At 51.9% G+C, this 16881-nt stretch carries 16 protein-coding genes; 8 read left to right on the forward strand and 8 right to left on the reverse strand.

What is annotated here, in order from left to right; translation table 11 throughout:
* Nucleotides 1–119: 119 nt before the first annotated feature.
* A complete protein-coding gene (gene steB, locus N7E69_RS20090) occupies nt 120–521 on the reverse strand; it encodes a type III secretion system effector SteB (RefSeq protein WP_001540100.1) in 402 nt (133 codons plus the stop codon).
* A 522-nt stretch (nt 522–1043) separates the two neighbouring features.
* Here steB and N7E69_RS20095 point away from each other — a divergent pair.
* From N7E69_RS20095 to N7E69_RS20105, 3 genes are all read left to right on the forward strand, one after another.
* Nucleotides 1044–1319 (forward strand): metal/formaldehyde-sensitive transcriptional repressor, encoded by a 276-nt coding sequence (locus tag N7E69_RS20095; RefSeq protein WP_001120770.1) that lies wholly within the window; start codon nt 1044–1046, stop codon nt 1317–1319.
* Nucleotides 1320–1350: 31 nt separating this feature from the next.
* Entirely contained in the window at nt 1351–2469 is a 1119-nt protein-coding gene (locus tag N7E69_RS20100; protein ID WP_000842143.1) for an S-(hydroxymethyl)glutathione dehydrogenase/class III alcohol dehydrogenase, read from the forward strand.
* 168 nt (nt 2470–2637) lie between these two features.
* A complete protein-coding gene (locus tag N7E69_RS20105) occupies nt 2638–4263 on the forward strand; it encodes a methyl-accepting chemotaxis protein (RefSeq protein WP_000528483.1) in 1626 nt (541 codons plus the stop codon).
* A 60-nt stretch (nt 4264–4323) separates the two neighbouring features.
* Here the strand turns inward: N7E69_RS20105 and N7E69_RS20110 are convergent, their stop codons facing one another.
* Complete coding sequence (locus N7E69_RS20110) at nt 4324–5247, reverse strand: LysR substrate-binding domain-containing protein (RefSeq protein ID WP_000414259.1); 924 nt, start codon at nt 5245–5247, stop codon at nt 4324–4326.
* 292 nt (nt 5248–5539) lie between these two features.
* Here N7E69_RS20110 and N7E69_RS20115 point away from each other — a divergent pair, with 292 nt between their 5' ends.
* The 5 genes from N7E69_RS20115 to N7E69_RS20135 all read left to right on the forward strand — a co-directional run bounded on the left by N7E69_RS20115 (nt 5540) and on the right by N7E69_RS20135 (nt 12234).
* Nucleotides 5540–6883 (forward strand): VOC family protein, encoded by a 1344-nt coding sequence (locus N7E69_RS20115; RefSeq protein ID WP_000024096.1) that lies wholly within the window; start codon nt 5540–5542, stop codon nt 6881–6883.
* A 48-nt stretch (nt 6884–6931) separates the two neighbouring features.
* The gene (locus tag N7E69_RS20120; RefSeq protein ID WP_000933978.1) at nt 6932–8440 is read left to right on the forward strand and encodes a carboxylesterase/lipase family protein; all 1509 of its coding nucleotides are present in this window, start codon (nt 6932–6934) and stop codon (nt 8438–8440) included.
* 219 nt (nt 8441–8659) lie between these two features.
* On the forward strand, nt 8660–10315 hold the full coding sequence (locus N7E69_RS20125; RefSeq protein WP_001081957.1) for a glucan biosynthesis protein D: 1656 nt from the start codon (nt 8660–8662) through the stop codon (nt 10313–10315).
* A 195-nt stretch (nt 10316–10510) separates the two neighbouring features.
* Nucleotides 10511–11086: a YceI family protein gene (locus N7E69_RS20130; RefSeq protein WP_001024305.1), complete on the forward strand. Its 576-nt coding sequence runs from the start codon at nt 10511–10513 to the stop codon at nt 11084–11086.
* A gap of 11 nt (nt 11087–11097) precedes the next feature.
* On the forward strand, nt 11098–12234 hold the full coding sequence (locus N7E69_RS20135) for a lactate oxidase (protein WP_000848094.1): 1137 nt from the start codon (nt 11098–11100) through the stop codon (nt 12232–12234).
* A gap of 46 nt (nt 12235–12280) precedes the next feature.
* On the opposite strand, the gene aac(6') is transcribed toward N7E69_RS20135, so the two are convergent.
* The 6 genes from aac(6') to sgcC all read right to left on the reverse strand — a co-directional run bounded on the left by aac(6') (nt 12281) and on the right by sgcC (nt 16871).
* On the reverse strand, nt 12281–12718 hold the full coding sequence (aac(6'), locus tag N7E69_RS20140) for a cryptic aminoglycoside N-acetyltransferase AAC(6')-Iy/Iaa (RefSeq protein ID WP_000354860.1): 438 nt from the start codon (nt 12716–12718) through the stop codon (nt 12281–12283).
* Entirely contained in the window at nt 12718–13509 is a 792-nt protein-coding gene (locus N7E69_RS20145; RefSeq protein ID WP_001670738.1) for a DeoR/GlpR family DNA-binding transcription regulator, read from the reverse strand. The genes aac(6') and N7E69_RS20145 overlap by 1 nt, the downstream gene beginning before the upstream one ends.
* Before the next feature lie 15 nt (nt 13510–13524).
* Entirely contained in the window at nt 13525–14157 is a 633-nt protein-coding gene (locus tag N7E69_RS20150; protein ID WP_000600619.1) for a ribulose-phosphate 3 epimerase family protein, read from the reverse strand.
* An 11-nt stretch (nt 14158–14168) separates the two neighbouring features.
* The gene (gene sgcA / locus N7E69_RS20155; RefSeq protein WP_000606454.1) at nt 14169–14606 is read right to left on the reverse strand and encodes an SgcA family PTS sugar transporter subunit IIA; all 438 of its coding nucleotides are present in this window, start codon (nt 14604–14606) and stop codon (nt 14169–14171) included.
* 131 nt (nt 14607–14737) lie between these two features.
* Nucleotides 14738–15544 (reverse strand): BtpA family protein SgcQ, encoded by an 807-nt coding sequence (gene sgcQ / locus N7E69_RS20160; protein ID WP_000118619.1) that lies wholly within the window; start codon nt 15542–15544, stop codon nt 14738–14740.
* Between the two features lie 13 nt (nt 15545–15557).
* Entirely contained in the window at nt 15558–16871 is a 1314-nt protein-coding gene (gene sgcC / locus N7E69_RS20165) for a PTS sugar transporter subunit IIC SgcC (RefSeq protein WP_000460835.1), read from the reverse strand.
* Between the last annotated feature and the right edge of the window lie 10 nt (nt 16872–16881).

The following is a 16881-nucleotide window of genomic DNA, read 5'->3' on the forward strand; positions in this document are numbered from 1 at the left end:
GGTTGGCAAGAGCGTGAAATGACGGCAGAACTTCCCATAGCAACGATTGAGGAAAGAACTGAGCGCCCATATCTGTAGGCTGTGGAATAGCAATGCCGGGAAGGACATGGCATGACACTTTATCTGACATTACCATTTGAGTGACAGGTTAGCAGATGTTTCAGGCCAAACCCAAGTTGAACTGGAGCGCTCAGAAGCCGATTACCTACATAACAAATATTGGCCGCAAGCTTATGCTGTGGCCGGAATATACGACCGCTATTATCCAGACTGGCTGTTAACTTATTTATTTTCCCATAGTAACCTATAACAGGCCTCCCTGAGGCATTGGCTAGCATCTGTGCATTGGAAAAACAGGCTCCATTTGCACTATAGCAACTTATAAATTTTATTTCCTCATGAGAGTTGCTAATATGGCGGATTGATTTTGAAAGTGATGATGACTGACTTGCACCGGAACCGTACCGATTTTCATGTTGAACAACAAAAGGAGCACCATGTTTACAAATCGAAATAGGCATGGATTATTACCTGAGATTGATTTCAAATTAACAATAATGATGACGCTTTTGGGTATTAAAAATCTTTCAAATAACGCTCATTTGATTTTTTGTCCACATTGACTAAGCCTGGAAAGACACAGGGTTGAGATATTTTCGCTACCCGTCGGCGGTGTATCGCAGTTGTGATGTTACGTTCTTACAAGACTGACATCTTCATATCATAACCTTTATTCATTACCACCTGGTGAGTAAATAAAAACTATTAAGCAAATATTTACTTCTGGGTAATGGGACTGGATTTACCGGCATTACCTCTGTGCCCCAGTCGGGCAGAACATTGCAGCTTAGAAAGAAAGCTTTGGTGTTTATTGTCTGTGGCCTGAAAAAGTTCCCATGAGCTGAATATGTTGAATGTGAACTGATTCTTGATGGTCTATGCCGGAAATCTATAAGCTATTGATTTTTATATTGTGTGTAATTTTACAATTACATAAACATAAAATTCTGATAGTATACCCCCCTATAGTATATGGAGGTCGAATGCCGCATTCACCTGAAGATAAAAAACGTATCCTTACCCGTGTTCGTCGCATACGCGGGCAGGTCGAAGCGCTGGAGCGGGCGCTTGAGTCTGGCGAACCTTGTCTGGCGATTCTGCAACAGATTGCCGCCGTGCGCGGCGCGTCTAATGGCCTGATGAGTGAAATGGTTGAAATCCATCTGAAAGATGAGCTGGTCAGCGGGGAGACTACGCCAGATCAGCGCGCGGTTCGGATGGCGGAAATCGGCCATCTTCTTCGCGCTTATCTAAAATAACAATTTCCCTCACCGTAACAGGAAGAGATATATGAAATCACGTGCAGCAGTTGCTTTTGGTCCCGGTCAGCCGTTAAAAATTGTCGAGATTGACGTTGCGCCGCCGAAAAAAGGCGAAGTTCTGGTCAAAATCACTCATACCGGCGTTTGCCATACCGATGCTTTTACCCTTTCCGGCGATGATCCGGAAGGCGTATTCCCGGCAGTCCTGGGTCACGAAGGCGGCGGCGTGGTAGTCGAGGTCGGCGAGGGGGTCACCAGCCTGAAACCCGGCGATCATGTTATTCCACTGTATACGGCGGAATGCGGCGAGTGTAAGTTCTGTAAGTCCGGTAAAACTAACCTTTGTCAGGCCGTACGCGCCACTCAGGGAAAAGGGCTGATGCCGGATGGCACTACCCGCTTTTCTTATAACGGCGAACCCGTTTATCACTATATGGGAACCAGCACGTTCAGCGAATATACCGTTTGCTCGGAAATTTCTCTGGCGAAAGTGAACCCGCAGGCGCCGCTGGATAAAGTGTGTCTGTTGGGCTGCGGCGTGACGACTGGTATTGGCGCCGTCCATAACACCGCTAAAGTGAAAGCGGGCGACACCGTTGCCGTTTTTGGTTTAGGCGGTATTGGGCTGGCGGTTATTCAGGGCGCGGTTCAGGCTAAAGCCGGGCGTATTTTAGCTGTCGACACGAATCCGGAAAAATTTACGCTGGCGGGCGAAATGGGGGCCACGGACTTTATTAATCCGAATGATTACGACAAACCGATCCAGGACGTTATTGTTGAGCTTACTGATGGCGGCGTAGATTTCAGTTTTGAATGTATCGGCAACGTTAACGTGATGCGAGCAGCGCTGGAATGTTGTCATAAAGGCTGGGGCGAAAGCATTATTATTGGCGTAGCGGGGGCAGGGCAGGAAATCAAAACCCGTCCCTTCCAGCTAGTGACCGGTCGCGTCTGGCGTGGCTCCGCCTTTGGCGGCGTGAAAGGGCGCACGCAGCTGCCAGGGATGGTCGAAGATGCGATGAACGGTAAAATCCGTTTAGATCCTTTTATTACTCACCGCCTGCCGCTGGAGCAGATTAACGATGCCTTTGAACTGATGCATCAGGGTAAATCCATCCGTACTGTTATCCACTTTGGCGATAACTGATTCATCCGCCAGCGGATTTTCCGCTGGCGCTTTTCTGAATTTTCTGGAATGAATGTTGTGAAAATGTGACGAAGGCGATGCTTTTCGCGATAAGCAAACGTCACGAAGTGCCGATGACTATCTAACGGGCGTGTTTTACGCATAAAACCTACAAGAGAGTCGACGGTCATGGGCAACACATTCTCGATGCAAGCCTCGCATAAACTGGGCTTCCTGCATCATATTCGGCTGGTTCCGCTGTTTTCCTCCATTCTCGGTGGCATCCTTCTTCTTTTTGCTTTGAGCGCCGGGCTGGCAGGCTATTTTCTGTTACAGGCCGATCGCGATCAGCGTGATGTCACGGACGAGATTCAGGTACGGATGGGATTATCCAACAGCGCTAACCACTTACGTACCGCACGTATCAATATGATCCACGCTGGCGCGGCGAGCCGGATTGCTGAAATGGATGAAATGAAAGCCAATATTGCCGCTGCGGAAACGCGGATCAAGCAGTCTCAGGACGGCTTTAACGCTTATATGTCCAGAGCGGTGAAAACACCCGCAGATGACGCGTTAGATAACGAGTTAAACGCCCGCTACACCGCCTATATCAACGGCCTGCAACCGATGCTGAAATTTGCCAAAAATGGCATGTTCGAAGCGATCATTAATCATGAAAACGAGCAGGCAAAACAACTGGATGCAGCATATAACCATGTCCTGTTGAAAGCGATTGAACTGCGCACCGAGCGGGCAAGACTACTTAGCGAGCAGGCTTACCAACGTACCAGGCTCGGTATGATGTTTATGATTGGCGCATTTACGTTGGCGCTGGTATTGACGTTAATGACCTTCATGGTACTGCGTCGCACGGTGATACAACCCTTGCAGCAGTCTGCGTCACGTATCGAACGCATTGCGGCGGGCGATCTGACCATGGCTGACGAGCCCACAGGACGCAGTGAAATTGGTCGCCTGAGCCATCATCTTCAGCAGATGCAGCATGCGTTGCAACAAACGGTAGGGGCGGTGCGTCAGGGGGCGGAGGAAATTTATCGAGGCACCAGCGAAATTACCGCTGGTAATACGGATTTATCTTCTCGTACTGAACAGCAGGCTGCCGCCATTGAACAGACCGCGGCCAGTATGGAACAGTTGACGGCAACCGTTAAGCAGAATGCGGATAATGCGCATCACGCCAGCAAACTGGCGGAAGATGCTTCCGGTAAAGCCAGCCGCGGAGGCCAGATGGTTTCCGGGGTCGTACAAACGATGGGGAATATTTCCACCAGCTCGAAAAAAATCTCGGAAATTACCGCCGTCATTAACAGTATCGCTTTCCAGACCAACATTCTGGCGCTGAACGCGGCGGTCGAGGCGGCACGCGCCGGGGAACAAGGACGCGGTTTTGCGGTGGTCGCCAGTGAGGTTCGTACCCTCGCCAGTCGCAGCGCGCAGGCGGCAAAAGAGATTGAAGGCTTGATCGGCGCATCGGTCAGCCTGATTGAACAAGGATCTGAAGAGGTTATCGCTGCGGGGAGCACCATGAATGAGATTGTGGATGCCGTCAAACGCGTCACCGATATTATGCTCGACATCGCGGCAGCCTCTGATGAGCAAAGTCGCGGTATTGTTCAGGTCAGTCAGGCGATTTCTGAGATGGACAGGGTTACGCAACAAAACGCGTCGCTGGTCGAAGAGGCGTCCGCGGCGGCCGCTTCGCTTGAAGAACAGGCCGCCCGCTTGACGCAAGCCGTTGATGCGTTTCATTTACAGGATACTGGCGCGACGATGCGATCATCCTTCCTTTAATAAGCGTCGCGCCAGCGGGCTATTTTAGCCGCGGGCGCGGTTAATGTCCGACAGCCGCTATCACAGCGGCATCGATTTACGGATCGCCGCAATCAGCATTTGCGCCCCGGTTGAGAGCGGGATATCAACTCGCGTAAGAATACCTATCGGTTCGCCTGCGCTCTGGGTCGGCACGGGTAATGAGACCAGCGTCGCCTGGCGAAGATCTTCTTTAACCGCGCCAGAGGGGACGAACCAGACGTAATCGTAATCTACGGTCAGTTGTCGTGATAACGATGCGGATAGCGTTTCGATACATCCGGCAGGCATTTTACACCCCTGGCTTTGCAACAGGGCTTCCGCATTCTGGCGCGGTACCGTGCCTTTTGGCGAGACGACTACCGGCCACTCCATAACCCGACTGAGCGTGATCGTCTCCTGTAACAGGGGATGACCGGGGCGTACCACTAATTTAAGCGATTCTAAAAACAGCAGTTCGTAATTTAAACCGCCCATTAATTCCGGGTCTGACATGCGGCCAATACCCAGATCGATCTCGCCTGATTTCAGACCTGCAAGCAACATCGTATTGTTCATGGTCGCGACCTGTAACGAGGTCGATTTTTGCTGTTGATGGAACCGCCCAATAGCCGCCGGGAGTATACCCAGCGCAGCGGTGGGGAGCGCGCCAACACGCACCACATCGGCGCTGGCGTCCTCTTTGCGATTCAGCGCCTGCCCGGCGGTATTCAATGCATCTAATACTTTTACCGCATGAGTCAAAAATTGTTCGCCAGGAACCGTTAATTGCGCGCCCAGTCGCCCGCGTTCAAACAGACGGGTTCCGGTGAGTTGTTCCAGTTCGTTCAGCGTTTTAGAAAGCGCTGGCTGGCTCAGGTTAAGAGTTTCAGCCGCGCGCCCCAGAGTTCCCTGTTGCGCAACGGCTACAAATGTATGAAGGTGGCGCAACCGAATGCGCTGACTAAACAGACCATTTTTTTCCATAAGCGATGTTAAAAACAGAGCCGTGCGGGTGACAAGTAAAGTTGTTTGTTTTTGATAACCTGATAGCAAAATATTATTAACATTTTACCATTTCAAGTTACAACTGTTTTATTTTACTGATGATTCAACTGCCGTTAAGCGTGTTAAGCCGCGATCTGGTCGGGGATATGCCAGCTCATGTCAATCCGTTCTGCATAATGAATTCAGGTCGGATCACAGTTTGTAAATTCTTCTCCCCGGAATGGATGAGGTTTTCTACACTCCAGGTAACATTCACTGGAGGCATGACATTATGGCGAACACCATCACGGCAGATGAGATTCGGGAACACTTTTCGCAGGCAATGTCGGCAATGTACCAGCAGGAAGTTCCGCAGTACGGTACGTTACTGGAACTTGTGGCTGACGTGAATCTGGCGGTGCTGGAAAATAATCCCAAACTGCATGAGCAGTTGGCTAATGCCGATGAACTGGCGCGATTGAACGTGGAACGACATGGCGCCATTCGTGTTGGCACCGCAGAAGAACTTTCTACCTTGCGTCGGATATTCGCCATCATGGGGATGTACCCAGTAAGTTATTACGATCTCTCTCAGGCGGGCGTGCCTGTGCACTCCACGGCATTTCGTCCCATTGACGAGGCTTCGCTCTCGCGTAATCCCTTTCGCATGTTCACTTCGCTATTACGCCTGGAGCTCATTGAAAACGCGGCATTACGCCAGCGGGCGGCGGAAATCTTATCGCAGCGTGATATTTTTACATCGCGCTGCCGACAATTGCTGGATGAGTACGACGAGCAGGGCGGTTTTAGTGCTGCTCAGGCCGAAGAGTTCGTCCGTGAAACGCTGGAGACTTTTCGCTGGCATCGTCAGGCTACCGTTGATGAAGAAACGTACCGCAGCCTGCATCGTGAGCATCGTTTAATTGCCGACGTGGTCTGTTTTCCGGGATGCCACATTAACCATCTGACGCCGCGTACTCTGGATATCGACCGGGTACAGGCCATGATGCCGGAGTGCGGCATTACGCCTAAAATTCTTATCGAAGGTCCGCCTCGCCGCGAAGTGCCTATTCTGTTGCGGCAAACCAGTTTCAAAGCTCTGGAAGAGCAGGTGCTCTTCGTTGATGAAAAGCAGGGTACGCACACGGCGCGCTTCGGCGAAATTGAGCAACGTGGCGTCGCGCTGACGCCAAAAGGTCGTCGATTATATGACGAACTGTTGCACAAGGCGGGAACGGGTAAGGACAACTTCACGCATCAACTCCATTTGCGGGAGGTCTTTAACACCTTTCCGGATAGCGAATTTCTGCTTCGCCAGCAGGGGCTTGCTTGGTTCCGTTATCGCTTAACGCCTTCCGGCGAGGCGCATCGTCAGGCGATCCATCCTGGCGACGATCCGCAGCCGCTTATTGAGCGCGGTTGGGTGATCGCGCAGCCGATTACCTATGAAGATTTTCTTCCGGTCAGCGCAGCCGGCATTTTTCAGTCGAATTTGGGAAATGAAACGCTGGCCAGAAGCCACGGCAATGCCAGCCGCGACGCCTTTGAACAGGCGCTGGGATGTGCTGTACGGGATGAATTTTCGTTATATCAGGAAGCGGAAGAACGCAGTAAACGCCGTTGCGGTCTGCTTTAAAAGCGGTAAGCTTCACAGGCTGTGAGGATACTGTAAAAGGAAGGCGTTATGTTGAATCCCTCCATCCCGCTGGTGGCGACGCGTCACGGTAAAATCGTGGGCGTCGTACAGGAAGAAATCCATATCTGGCGCGGTATACCTTATGCCGCGCCGCCAACAGGGGAGCTACGCTGGCGTGCGCCGCAGCCTGTTACGCCCTGGCAGGATGTGCGCCAGGCGGATTGTTTCTCCTGCGCCAGTTGGCAGGATATTACCTGGTGTCGCGAACTCGGCGGCGGCGATCCGGGAAATTTTTCCGAAGACTGTCTCTACCTGAACGTCTGGGCTCCCGCCGTACGTCATGAACCGTTGCCGGTCATGGTCTGGCTACACGGCGGCGGTTACACTATTGGCGCGGGAAGTTTGCCGCCCTATGACGGTCAAGCGCTGGCGAAGCGCGGCGCGATCGTGGTGACGGTCAATTATCGGCTTGGCCATCTGGGCTTTTTCGCGCATCCGGCGCTGGAAGGCGAAGAGGCGGAGTGTATTCATAATTTCGCTTTACTCGATCAAATCGCTGCGCTGCGTTGGGTGCAGGACAATATTGCCGCATTTGGCGGCGATACGCAGAATGTGACGTTATTTGGCGAATCCGCCGGCGCCCGCAGCGTGCTGTCGTTGATGGCTTCGCCGTTGGCGAAGGGGCTTTTTCATAAAGCGATTATTCAGAGTGGTTATACGCTGCCGGATACGCCCCGCGAGGTGGCGCTAAAAAAAGGCGTTGCGCTGGCAGAACATCTTGGCTTAGCCCATGCCACTGCCGAACAGCTACGCGCTTTACCGGCAGAGACGTTTTGGCCGCTGGACGCGCCTTTTAAAATTGCGCCGACGCCGATTTCCGGCGACGTCGTGCTGCCGCATCCGATGCTGGAAACCTTCTTTGCGGCGAAACAGCATCCAATACCGGTGATGATCGGCTCGAATAGCGATGAAGCCAGCGTATTGGCAGTTTTTGGCGTCGATATTGCCGGTCAAATTCAAAAAATGCGCCGTGAGCGGCGTGTTGGCCTGGGGTTAATCCGGCTGCTTTATCCTGGAGTGAAAGGCGACGAAGCACTAGGGCGGCAGGTCTGTCGGGATATGGTATTTACCACGTTGGGTTATGTCGTCATGCAAGCGCAGCAGCGGATCGGCGAACCGTGCTGGCGTTACTGGTTTGATTATGTCGCCGAAGCGGAGCATAACACCTACGCGAATGGCGCCTGTCATGGCAATGAAATACCGTATGTATTCGATACGTTAACGCGGGCTGAGCCCACATGCCATTATGTGAATGAGAATGACCTGGCCTTTGCCTCGCAGGTGGCGGATTACTGGGTGAATTTCGCTCGTCATGCCAGCCGCACGCGCGACGTGCTGCACGGCCCGGTTCGCTGGCCCGCCAGCATTCGGGGGCGAGATCGTCTGTTGCGGATTGGGCTGAACAAACTTGCCGGTTTTAAAGTGGAAAACCGCTTTATGCGTGCGCGTCTGGCGCTGTTTAAACGAGTCATGAAACATCACGTTAGTCTGGAATAAACTTTTCATAACCTGAAGAATGCTGCGTGAGGTTTACATCCGATTAGGTCGGTTCTTATCGACATAAAATATTTACGCTTTTGCACAGTTTCCAGGCGACCAACAATTGGATTATTAATGAATTTTGTCTAGAGTGAGCGGTCAGAAACGGGCACATTCTTGCTGCTGAAAAAACCAGCGCGGGACCATTCACAAGACCAGAAGGACTCATTTTCAGGTATGAATCGTAGACGATTTATTAAAGGTTCAATGGCAATGGCCGCCGTGTGCGGTTCCAGCGGTATTGCTTCCCTCTTTTCTCAGGCGGCGTTTGCCGCGGAATCCGATATTGCGGATGGTAAAATTGTCCGTTTTGATTTTGCTGGTCTGCAATCAATGGCCCAGGCGTTAGCGAAAAAGCCCTGGGGTGGCGCGCCGGGACCCTTGCCGGATACGCTCGCCAATCTGACGCCGCAGGCCTATAACAGCATTCAGTATGACGCGGCGCATTCACTCTGGAACGGTGTTGCCAACCGGCAGCTCGATATTCAGTTTTTCCACGTAGGGATGGGCTTTCGTCGTCGCGTACGCATGTTTTCCGTTGATACGACGACGCATCTTGCTCGCGAGATTCATTTTCGCCCGGAACTGTTTAAATACAACGATGCCGGCGTCGATACGACGCAACTGGAAGGGCAGAGCGATCTCGGTTTCGCCGGTTTCCGTGTCTTTAAAGCGCCGGAACTGGCGCGGCGCGATGTCGTCTCCTTCCTGGGCGCCAGTTATTTCCGGGCGGTAGATGATACTTATCAGTATGGCCTGTCGGCTCGCGGGCTGGCGATAGATACCTATACTGACGGCCAGGAAGAGTTCCCTGACTTCACCGCATTCTGGTTTGACACCGCGAAGCCGGGCGATACTACGTTTACCGTTTACGCTCTGCTGGACAGCGCCAGCGTGACGGGCGCGTATAAATTTGTGATCCATTGCGAAAAAACGCAGGTGATCATGGATGTAGAAAACCATCTCTACGCCCGTAAAGATATAAAGCAACTTGGCATTGCGCCGATGACCAGTATGTTTAGCTGTGGGAATAATGAACGTCGGGTATGCGACACCATTCACCCGCAAATTCACGACTCCGATCGGCTGGCGATGTGGCGGGGTAACGGCGAGTGGATTTGCCGCCCGCTGAATAATCCGCAGAAATTGCAGTTCAATGCATATATGGACGATAACCCAAAAGGGTTCGGCCTGCTGCAACTCGATCGCGATTTCTCGCATTATCAGGATGTGATGGGCTGGTACAACAAACGTCCGAGCCTGTGGGTGGAGCCGCGCAGTAAGTGGGGGAAAGGCGCGGTTAGCCTGATGGAGATCCCAACCACTGGTGAAACTCTGGATAATGTGGTCTGTTTCTGGCAGCCGGAAAAAGCGATCAAAGCCGGGGATACGCTGGCGTTTAATTATCGTTTGTACTGGAGCGCGCAGCCGCCGGTACAATCTCCGCTTGCGCGGGTCATGGCGACCCGTACAGGGATGGGCGGCTTTCCCGAAGGTTGGGCGCCGGGCGAACATTACTCAGATAAATGGGCGCGCCGTTTTGCTATTGATTTTGTCGGCGGCGATCTGAAAGCGGCCGCGCCAAAAGGCATTGAGCCGGTAATTACGCTCTCCAGCGGTGAGGCGAAGCAGATTGAGATCCTCTACGTTGAGCCTTTCGACGGTTATCGTATCCAGTTTGACTGGTATCCGACCTCGGATTCTACGGCACCGGTGGATATGCGTATGTTCCTGCGCTGCCAGAGGGAGGCTATCAGCGAAACCTGGCTGTATCAGTATTTCCCGCCCGCGCCGGATAAGCGCCGTTATGTCGACGATCGTATCATGCGTTAGTCAGTTTGCCTTCTGTACCGCCACAAAGGCGGTACAGGTTCCGGAAATAGCCCTGACATAAACTCATTCGTGAGCCGCTGTTTTTGTGACATGGCCTTTCCATCGTTCTATTTTTGCAACAGTCCTTCCTGTTTATCCCTCTCGATCCTGCGGACAGGGAACATTAAGATAACTTCGCCTTATTTAAGATATAAAGTGAATATAATGAAAAAGAATTTTCTTGGTGCTGTCCTGTCTCTGGGTTTATTAAGTGCTGCTCATGCAGATGTATATAAATTTGATAATACGCATACCAATGCGGTATTTAATATCGATCATTTCCAGACCTCAACCAATCATGGCGGGTTTTATGCTATTAGCGGCGAACTGAAATATCAGCCGGAAAAGCAAGATGCAGAGATGCGCGTGACGATTCCCGTAAGCGCCTTAAATACCGGGGTGGATACGTTTGATAACCATATCCGCAGTAGCGATATTCTGGATGCGGAAAAATATCCAGAAATGGTATTTAAATCAACAAAATGGCATTTTGAAGATAATAAACCGGTTTCTATTGACGGTTTGCTAACAATGAAGGGAGTAACTAAGCCCGTTACCTTAACCACCACCAAGTTTGGCTGCTATATGAGCCCGATATTCAAGGCGCAGGTTTGCGGTGGTGATTTTGTCACGCAAATAGATCGCACCCAGTGGGGGGTAGATTATCTGGTCGATATGGGGATGACGAAAGTTGTCGATATAAAAATCCAGGCAGAAGCGGTTAAGCAATAAAGGGAATAATGATGAAAACTCATCACCTCATTCGGGTAGTGGTCTCGCTGGTAATGTTGGCAACATCAGGCCTGGCTTATGCTGAAGAGTACAAAGCCAGCACGGACGAAAAAGCAATAAAAATGACGAACGTAGCCTCTCTGGAAGCACGCGTTCAGGCCAGAATGGAGAAAGGGGCATTTGGTTATATTCGCGGTGGAGCCGAAGATGAGAATAACCTTCGCAGCAACACCGAAAGCTTTGACAAAAAATATATTATGCCGCGCGTATTACAGGGCATTGAGTTAAAAGAGATCGATTTATCAACGCAGCTACTGGGTATTCCGCTTAAAACGCCTATAATCCAGGCACCGATGGCGGCGCAGGGCCTGGCCCACGCCTCCGGAGAGTTGGCGACGGCGAAAGGCATGGCGCAGGTCGGTTCGATTTTCTCGTTGAGCACCTATGGCAACAAGACCATCGAAGAGGTGGCTAACGTTTCCGGGAAAAATCCGTTCTTCTTCCAGCTTTATATGAGCAAGAATAATCAATTTAACGAATTTATTCTTGCACAAGCGGTAAAACATGGCGCTAAAGCGATTATTCTGACCGTAGATTCGCCTGTCGGCGGTTATCGGGAAGAAGATATTAAAAATAACTTCCAGTTCCCGCTGGGTTTTGCAAACCTGGAAATGTTCGCCAGAAAAAATGACGATGGTTCAAAAACTGGCAAAGGAGCAGGGATAAGTGAAATTTACGCGCAGGCTAAACAAGCCTTTACGCCGGAGGATGCTGAAATTGCTATCCAGGCCGGGGCCGCAGGAATATGGGTTTCTAACCATGGTGGCCGTCAATTAGACAGCGGGCCGTCCTCATTCGATATGCTTCCTGCGATTGCAAAAGTCGTCAACAAGCGAGTGCCTGTTATTTTTGACAGTGGAGTACGCCGTGGTTCGCACATATTCAAAGCGTTAGCCAGCGGGGCGGATATTGTGGCGGTTGGCCGGCCTGTATTATACGGTCTTAATCTTGGCGGCGCTCAGGGTGTGGCATCAGTGATTGAACAGCTAAACAAAGAGCTGACAATTAACATGATGTTGGGTGGCGCCAGAAATATTGAACAAGTGAAAACGACACGCTTGTTAACTGAAAAAGATCTGCCCCAGTAATATAAAGGTCGGGTACTATACCCGACCTTTTCCTGTATGATTTCCCTCAACAACGCTTTCGGTAGAAAATGACGCGCTCTGTTTCCTCAAATCCTAACGCCTGGTGAACTTTCTGGGAAATTGTATTTTCCGGCGAGGTATCGGAGGCCATTTCCCGACACCCTTTATTCGTTCCCCATCGTTGCACCGCTGCAATCAATTGTTTCGCTACGCCGCGTTGACGGAATGAGGGGAGAACAAAAATACCTTCAAGGAAAGCCACGGGCGAACTGTCACAGCCATTGACATAATCGTGGCGGATTGAGGCATCCGCAAAGCCAATCGCCACCCCGTCTGCCATCGCAATAAATGATGCCAGATGATCGGTTTGCAGAATTTCTTCGCCGTCCGCCAGATGGGCGTCATCCGGGTGACCAGGCCAGAGCTGTTTTCGCAATCCGCGCCAGAGCTCCAGATGGGTTTTGTTCATTTGCCTGATGTCCATTAGCGCGCTCCTGATGAGGGGTCTGACATGATGAGACGGCATCCCGCCTGCTGATAACGTCGGGCGATAGCAGACGGGAGCGCACTGTCGCTAAGAATGGTAGTAATACAGGACAGCGTCGCCACCGCATGGGGTTCTACAGTATCAAACTTTGAGTGATCGGCCATCAATATGACCTCGCGTGAGCGCTGAATAATGCGCGTTTTGACGCCTACTTCAAACATGGTAGCGTTGGTGATGCCCGTTTCAATCGACAGCGCATCGCAGGAGATAAAGGCGCGTTCAACGGCAAAGGCGTTAATCATCTCCAGCGCCAGACTCTCGCCCACCGAAAAGTAACCGGGGCGAATCAGTCCGCCAATAATGTAGCTCTCTACGTGTGGGAAGCCACCCAGTTCGTTAGCGATTTTGATGTCATTGCAAATGACTTTTACTTTGGCGTCGACCAGACATTTTGCCAGTTCCAGACAGGTGGAGCCGGAGTCGAGAAAAAAGCAGTCTCCATCCTTGATGAACGTGCGGGCGAGGGCGGCGATTTCGCGTTTCGCCTCGCTTTGTAACGTTCGCTTAACGTCGAAAACATATTCTTTATCTTCCGTACTGTCGTCGAAGTCAATACAACCATGGCCGCGAACCATACCGGGATAACGGCTGGCAATATAGTGAAAATCCCGGCGCACGGTTGCCTCTGCATAGCCAAAAAGCTCAATAGCTTGTTGTGTTGAGAGGTGCCTGTGTTGCCAAAGGTAATGCAACATCTGTTTGATACGGTCGGGGCGCTGTTGGCTCATCAGCATATGACTCCTTTATAGCGCGGTGAATTGTGACAACGTCACATCATAGTTCGCCGTCGTGAACAACGCTCGGCCAATCACCAGATGCTGTGCGCCTGCGGCGGTAAGCAGCCGTGCGGCGCGAAGTGTAATACCGCCGTCCGCCCAGCATTCCGCAGCAGGGAAATGCTCTCTGCTCTGGCTCACTTTTTCACACATCGCGGCGATAAATTGCTGTCCGCGCCCGTCGGGTTCGCTGGTCATGATCATCAGCGCATCCAGTTGCAATGCCAGATAACGATAAGGCAATAGCGGCGTTGTCGGGTTAAGCGCCAGTCCTGCTTTCGCCCCGATAGCGCGAATATCCGCCAGAATCTCCGAGGGGTTTTGCACGCTTTCGGCATGAATGAAAATCCAGCCGGGGCGGATAGCTGCAAGCCAGGGTAACCAGCGTTGCGGCGATGAGACCATCAGGTGAAATGAGAGCGGATGGCGAGTGTATTGTGCGACTGCCTGAATGGTTTTCATACCGAAGGTAATATTGTTGATGAAACTGGTATCTTCGATATCCAGATGCAGCGAGCCGAGGGGCGCATCGTGTAAAGCGGTCAACGCCTCGGCATAGCGCAGCGGATCGGCGGAGGCCAGTGAAGGGTGCAGGATCATCGAAACCTCCATCAGCGCAATGCGGTTAATTGCGCGAAAAGCGCGGCATCATTTGGCGCATCTTGCAGCATCGCGACGCTTTCCGGCGAGTCGAGCCACTGGCTGATGCGTTGAATGGTGCGAATATGTGCTTCGGCATCCGTGGCGCTGGCGCAAAGCAACAGCCAGATGGGATCGCAATCCGCATTACCGAAAGCGACCGGCGTTGCTAACGTAGTGACGCTGATTTGATTATGGTTAGCGCCTTGCTCTGGTCTGGCATGGGGCAGCGCAATCCCCGGCGCGATAAGATAATATGGCCCCCATTTAAGGGTGTTCTCAATAATACCGTCCAGGTAGCAGGGGGCCGCCGCGCCGAACGTAATCAGCGGACGAACGGCGATATCCAGCGCGTGTCGCCAGTCGCTGGCATGGCGTTGCGCCTGAACCCACTTAACATCATTAATCATCGATCGTTGACTCCTTGCCGGTTCGGGTTACTCTGGAACCGATCCCCGGCGTGTCTTTTGGCGAAGGCGACGGAGATCGGCAGAAGAGTTATCGCTCTCTGCAGGGGATAAGCGTTTTGCTTATCCCCATTTTATTGTCGGATATGGCGTACTTTCTCCATAAACTTCGCCACGCGCGCCTGGTCGACAAAGTTGGCGAAGACGCCGTCTTTTTTAAACGTGGTTGCCGTTACGCATCCGTCGGCAATGCAGAGCTGCTCCTCGACGTTTTCCAGACACACCCCGGTATTCGCCAGCACGACCGTGTCGGGGACGGTCTCTTTTACTCGCTTCAGTATGGCGCTATCCGTGCGAGCGCCCGCCGTCAGCCCCGAGACGCACAGGGCATCGGGGTTATTGTTAAATACGGTCGATTTCGCAATTGAACAGACATCGCGGTTTCCCAGATACACCGCCGCTTCCGGAACGATGTTAAACAACGTTTTCACGTGGCCTGCGCCGATGCGATGCTGATGGCGAATGGTTTCGCCGACATTCGTATCCCAGACGCCAAAATCGCTGGCGTAAGCGCCGGTAAAAATTTCGCGAATAAATTTTGCGTCGGTCGCCATTGCCAAATCAAACGAGGCCACAGGGTCCCACAACACGTTTACCCCAAACGGTACGCGAATTTCACTCATTAACTGACCGATGATTCTTGCCATCGCGGTGGTCGTTTCCGGTCTGACTTTCGTTAAATAAGGCAGACTAAATTCGTTGGAGAACATCACCGCATCCACGCCGCCATTTTGTAGCGCCATTAAATCGTCATGGGCGCGGTCAATTACCCAGTTCATGCCTTTCCTGGTATCGAACCCGGGATCGCCCGGCAACGCCCGTAAATGGCACATGGCGATAACGGCTTTTTCCGTTCCTATTACCTCTTTTAGCCAACTCATTCTGGGTTGCTCCTTATTCCGGTAGTTCACGTTTACGTAAGACAAGTATGATGCTGGCGACAATGCCGACCACAATAACCACGCCAATCATGCCCAGCGACATCAATTCAGATATTGACCAGCCAAACATATTTCCCACCGACAGCGCGGTAATTTGCGCGTTTTCAGCGGCGAAGCTAAAGCCGCCTTTGAGCGCCATATCGGTAAAGTACGGTGCGAACTGGGTGGCGATCAGCAGAACGGTAATCATGACAATGATGCCGCTGAGCAGAGTACGAATCAGATCGCCGCGATGAATAACCGTGGCCATGCAGATAAAAAACGGCGCAACCGGTAAATCAGCCAGCGGCAGGACTTTATTGCCCGGCAGTATGCTCGCCAGAATTAACATGATGGGAATTAACAGCAGTCCAACCGCGATGGTGGTCGGGTGGCCTAACGTCACTGCGGTATCCAGACCGATAAAGACTTCGCGCCCTTTAAAGTGTTTCTGGAAGAACTTACGTGCGCCGTCGGAAATGGGCATTAATCCCTCAACGATAAGGCGAATCATGCGCGGAAACAGCACCATAATCGCCGCCACGGTAATCATTAAGGTTGCGCACCCTTTAAAGCCTTCGCCTGCGGCAAGTCCGAAGATCAGCCCGAGAACAACGCCAATGATCACCGGGTCGCCAACCATCCCATACCGTTTTTGGATCTCCTGAGCATCAATATTGCGTCCTTTCATAAACGGTATTTTTTCGTATATCGCATCCAGCAATACGAACAACGGCACGGAGCTGGAGCCATACCCTTGCGGAATAGAAATCCCTTCCAGACCCACAATGTTCTGTACCCGTTTCGCCGTCCAGTCGGCCATTTTCAACGACAAGGCGGCGTGGCAAATCGCGCCCAGTACGCCATAAATCAGACTGCCGGTCATCAACTGGACGACCGTTCCGGTAATGGCGTAGTGCCAGTAGTTATAAATATCAACGTTCATGGTTTTGGTCAGACGAGTCACCAGCATACCGACGTTGAGCAGAAAGATAACGGGAATGATCATCGCGCCGATGGCCGTCGCATAGCCGACGCCGGATGCGGGCCCGGCGCCGACGTCAAACACATGCAGCGTCAGGCCAAAACGCTCAATCATCACTTTAATCGGCGGACTGAGACTGTCGATCGCCATGACGATCACCAACCCCATGCCGACAAAACCGATGCCGACCGTCACCCCGGCTTTCACCGCCTGCAGCCAGGGAATACGAAAGATTAAGCCGATGATAATCATAATGATGGGCACAAAAACGGTGCCGCCGAGAGACAGGATGTAATCAAACATAATGCCCCCT

This window comes from Salmonella sp. 3C (assembly GCF_025426275.1).
GTDB classification, from domain to species: Bacteria; Pseudomonadota; Gammaproteobacteria; order Enterobacterales; family Enterobacteriaceae; genus Salmonella; species Salmonella enterica.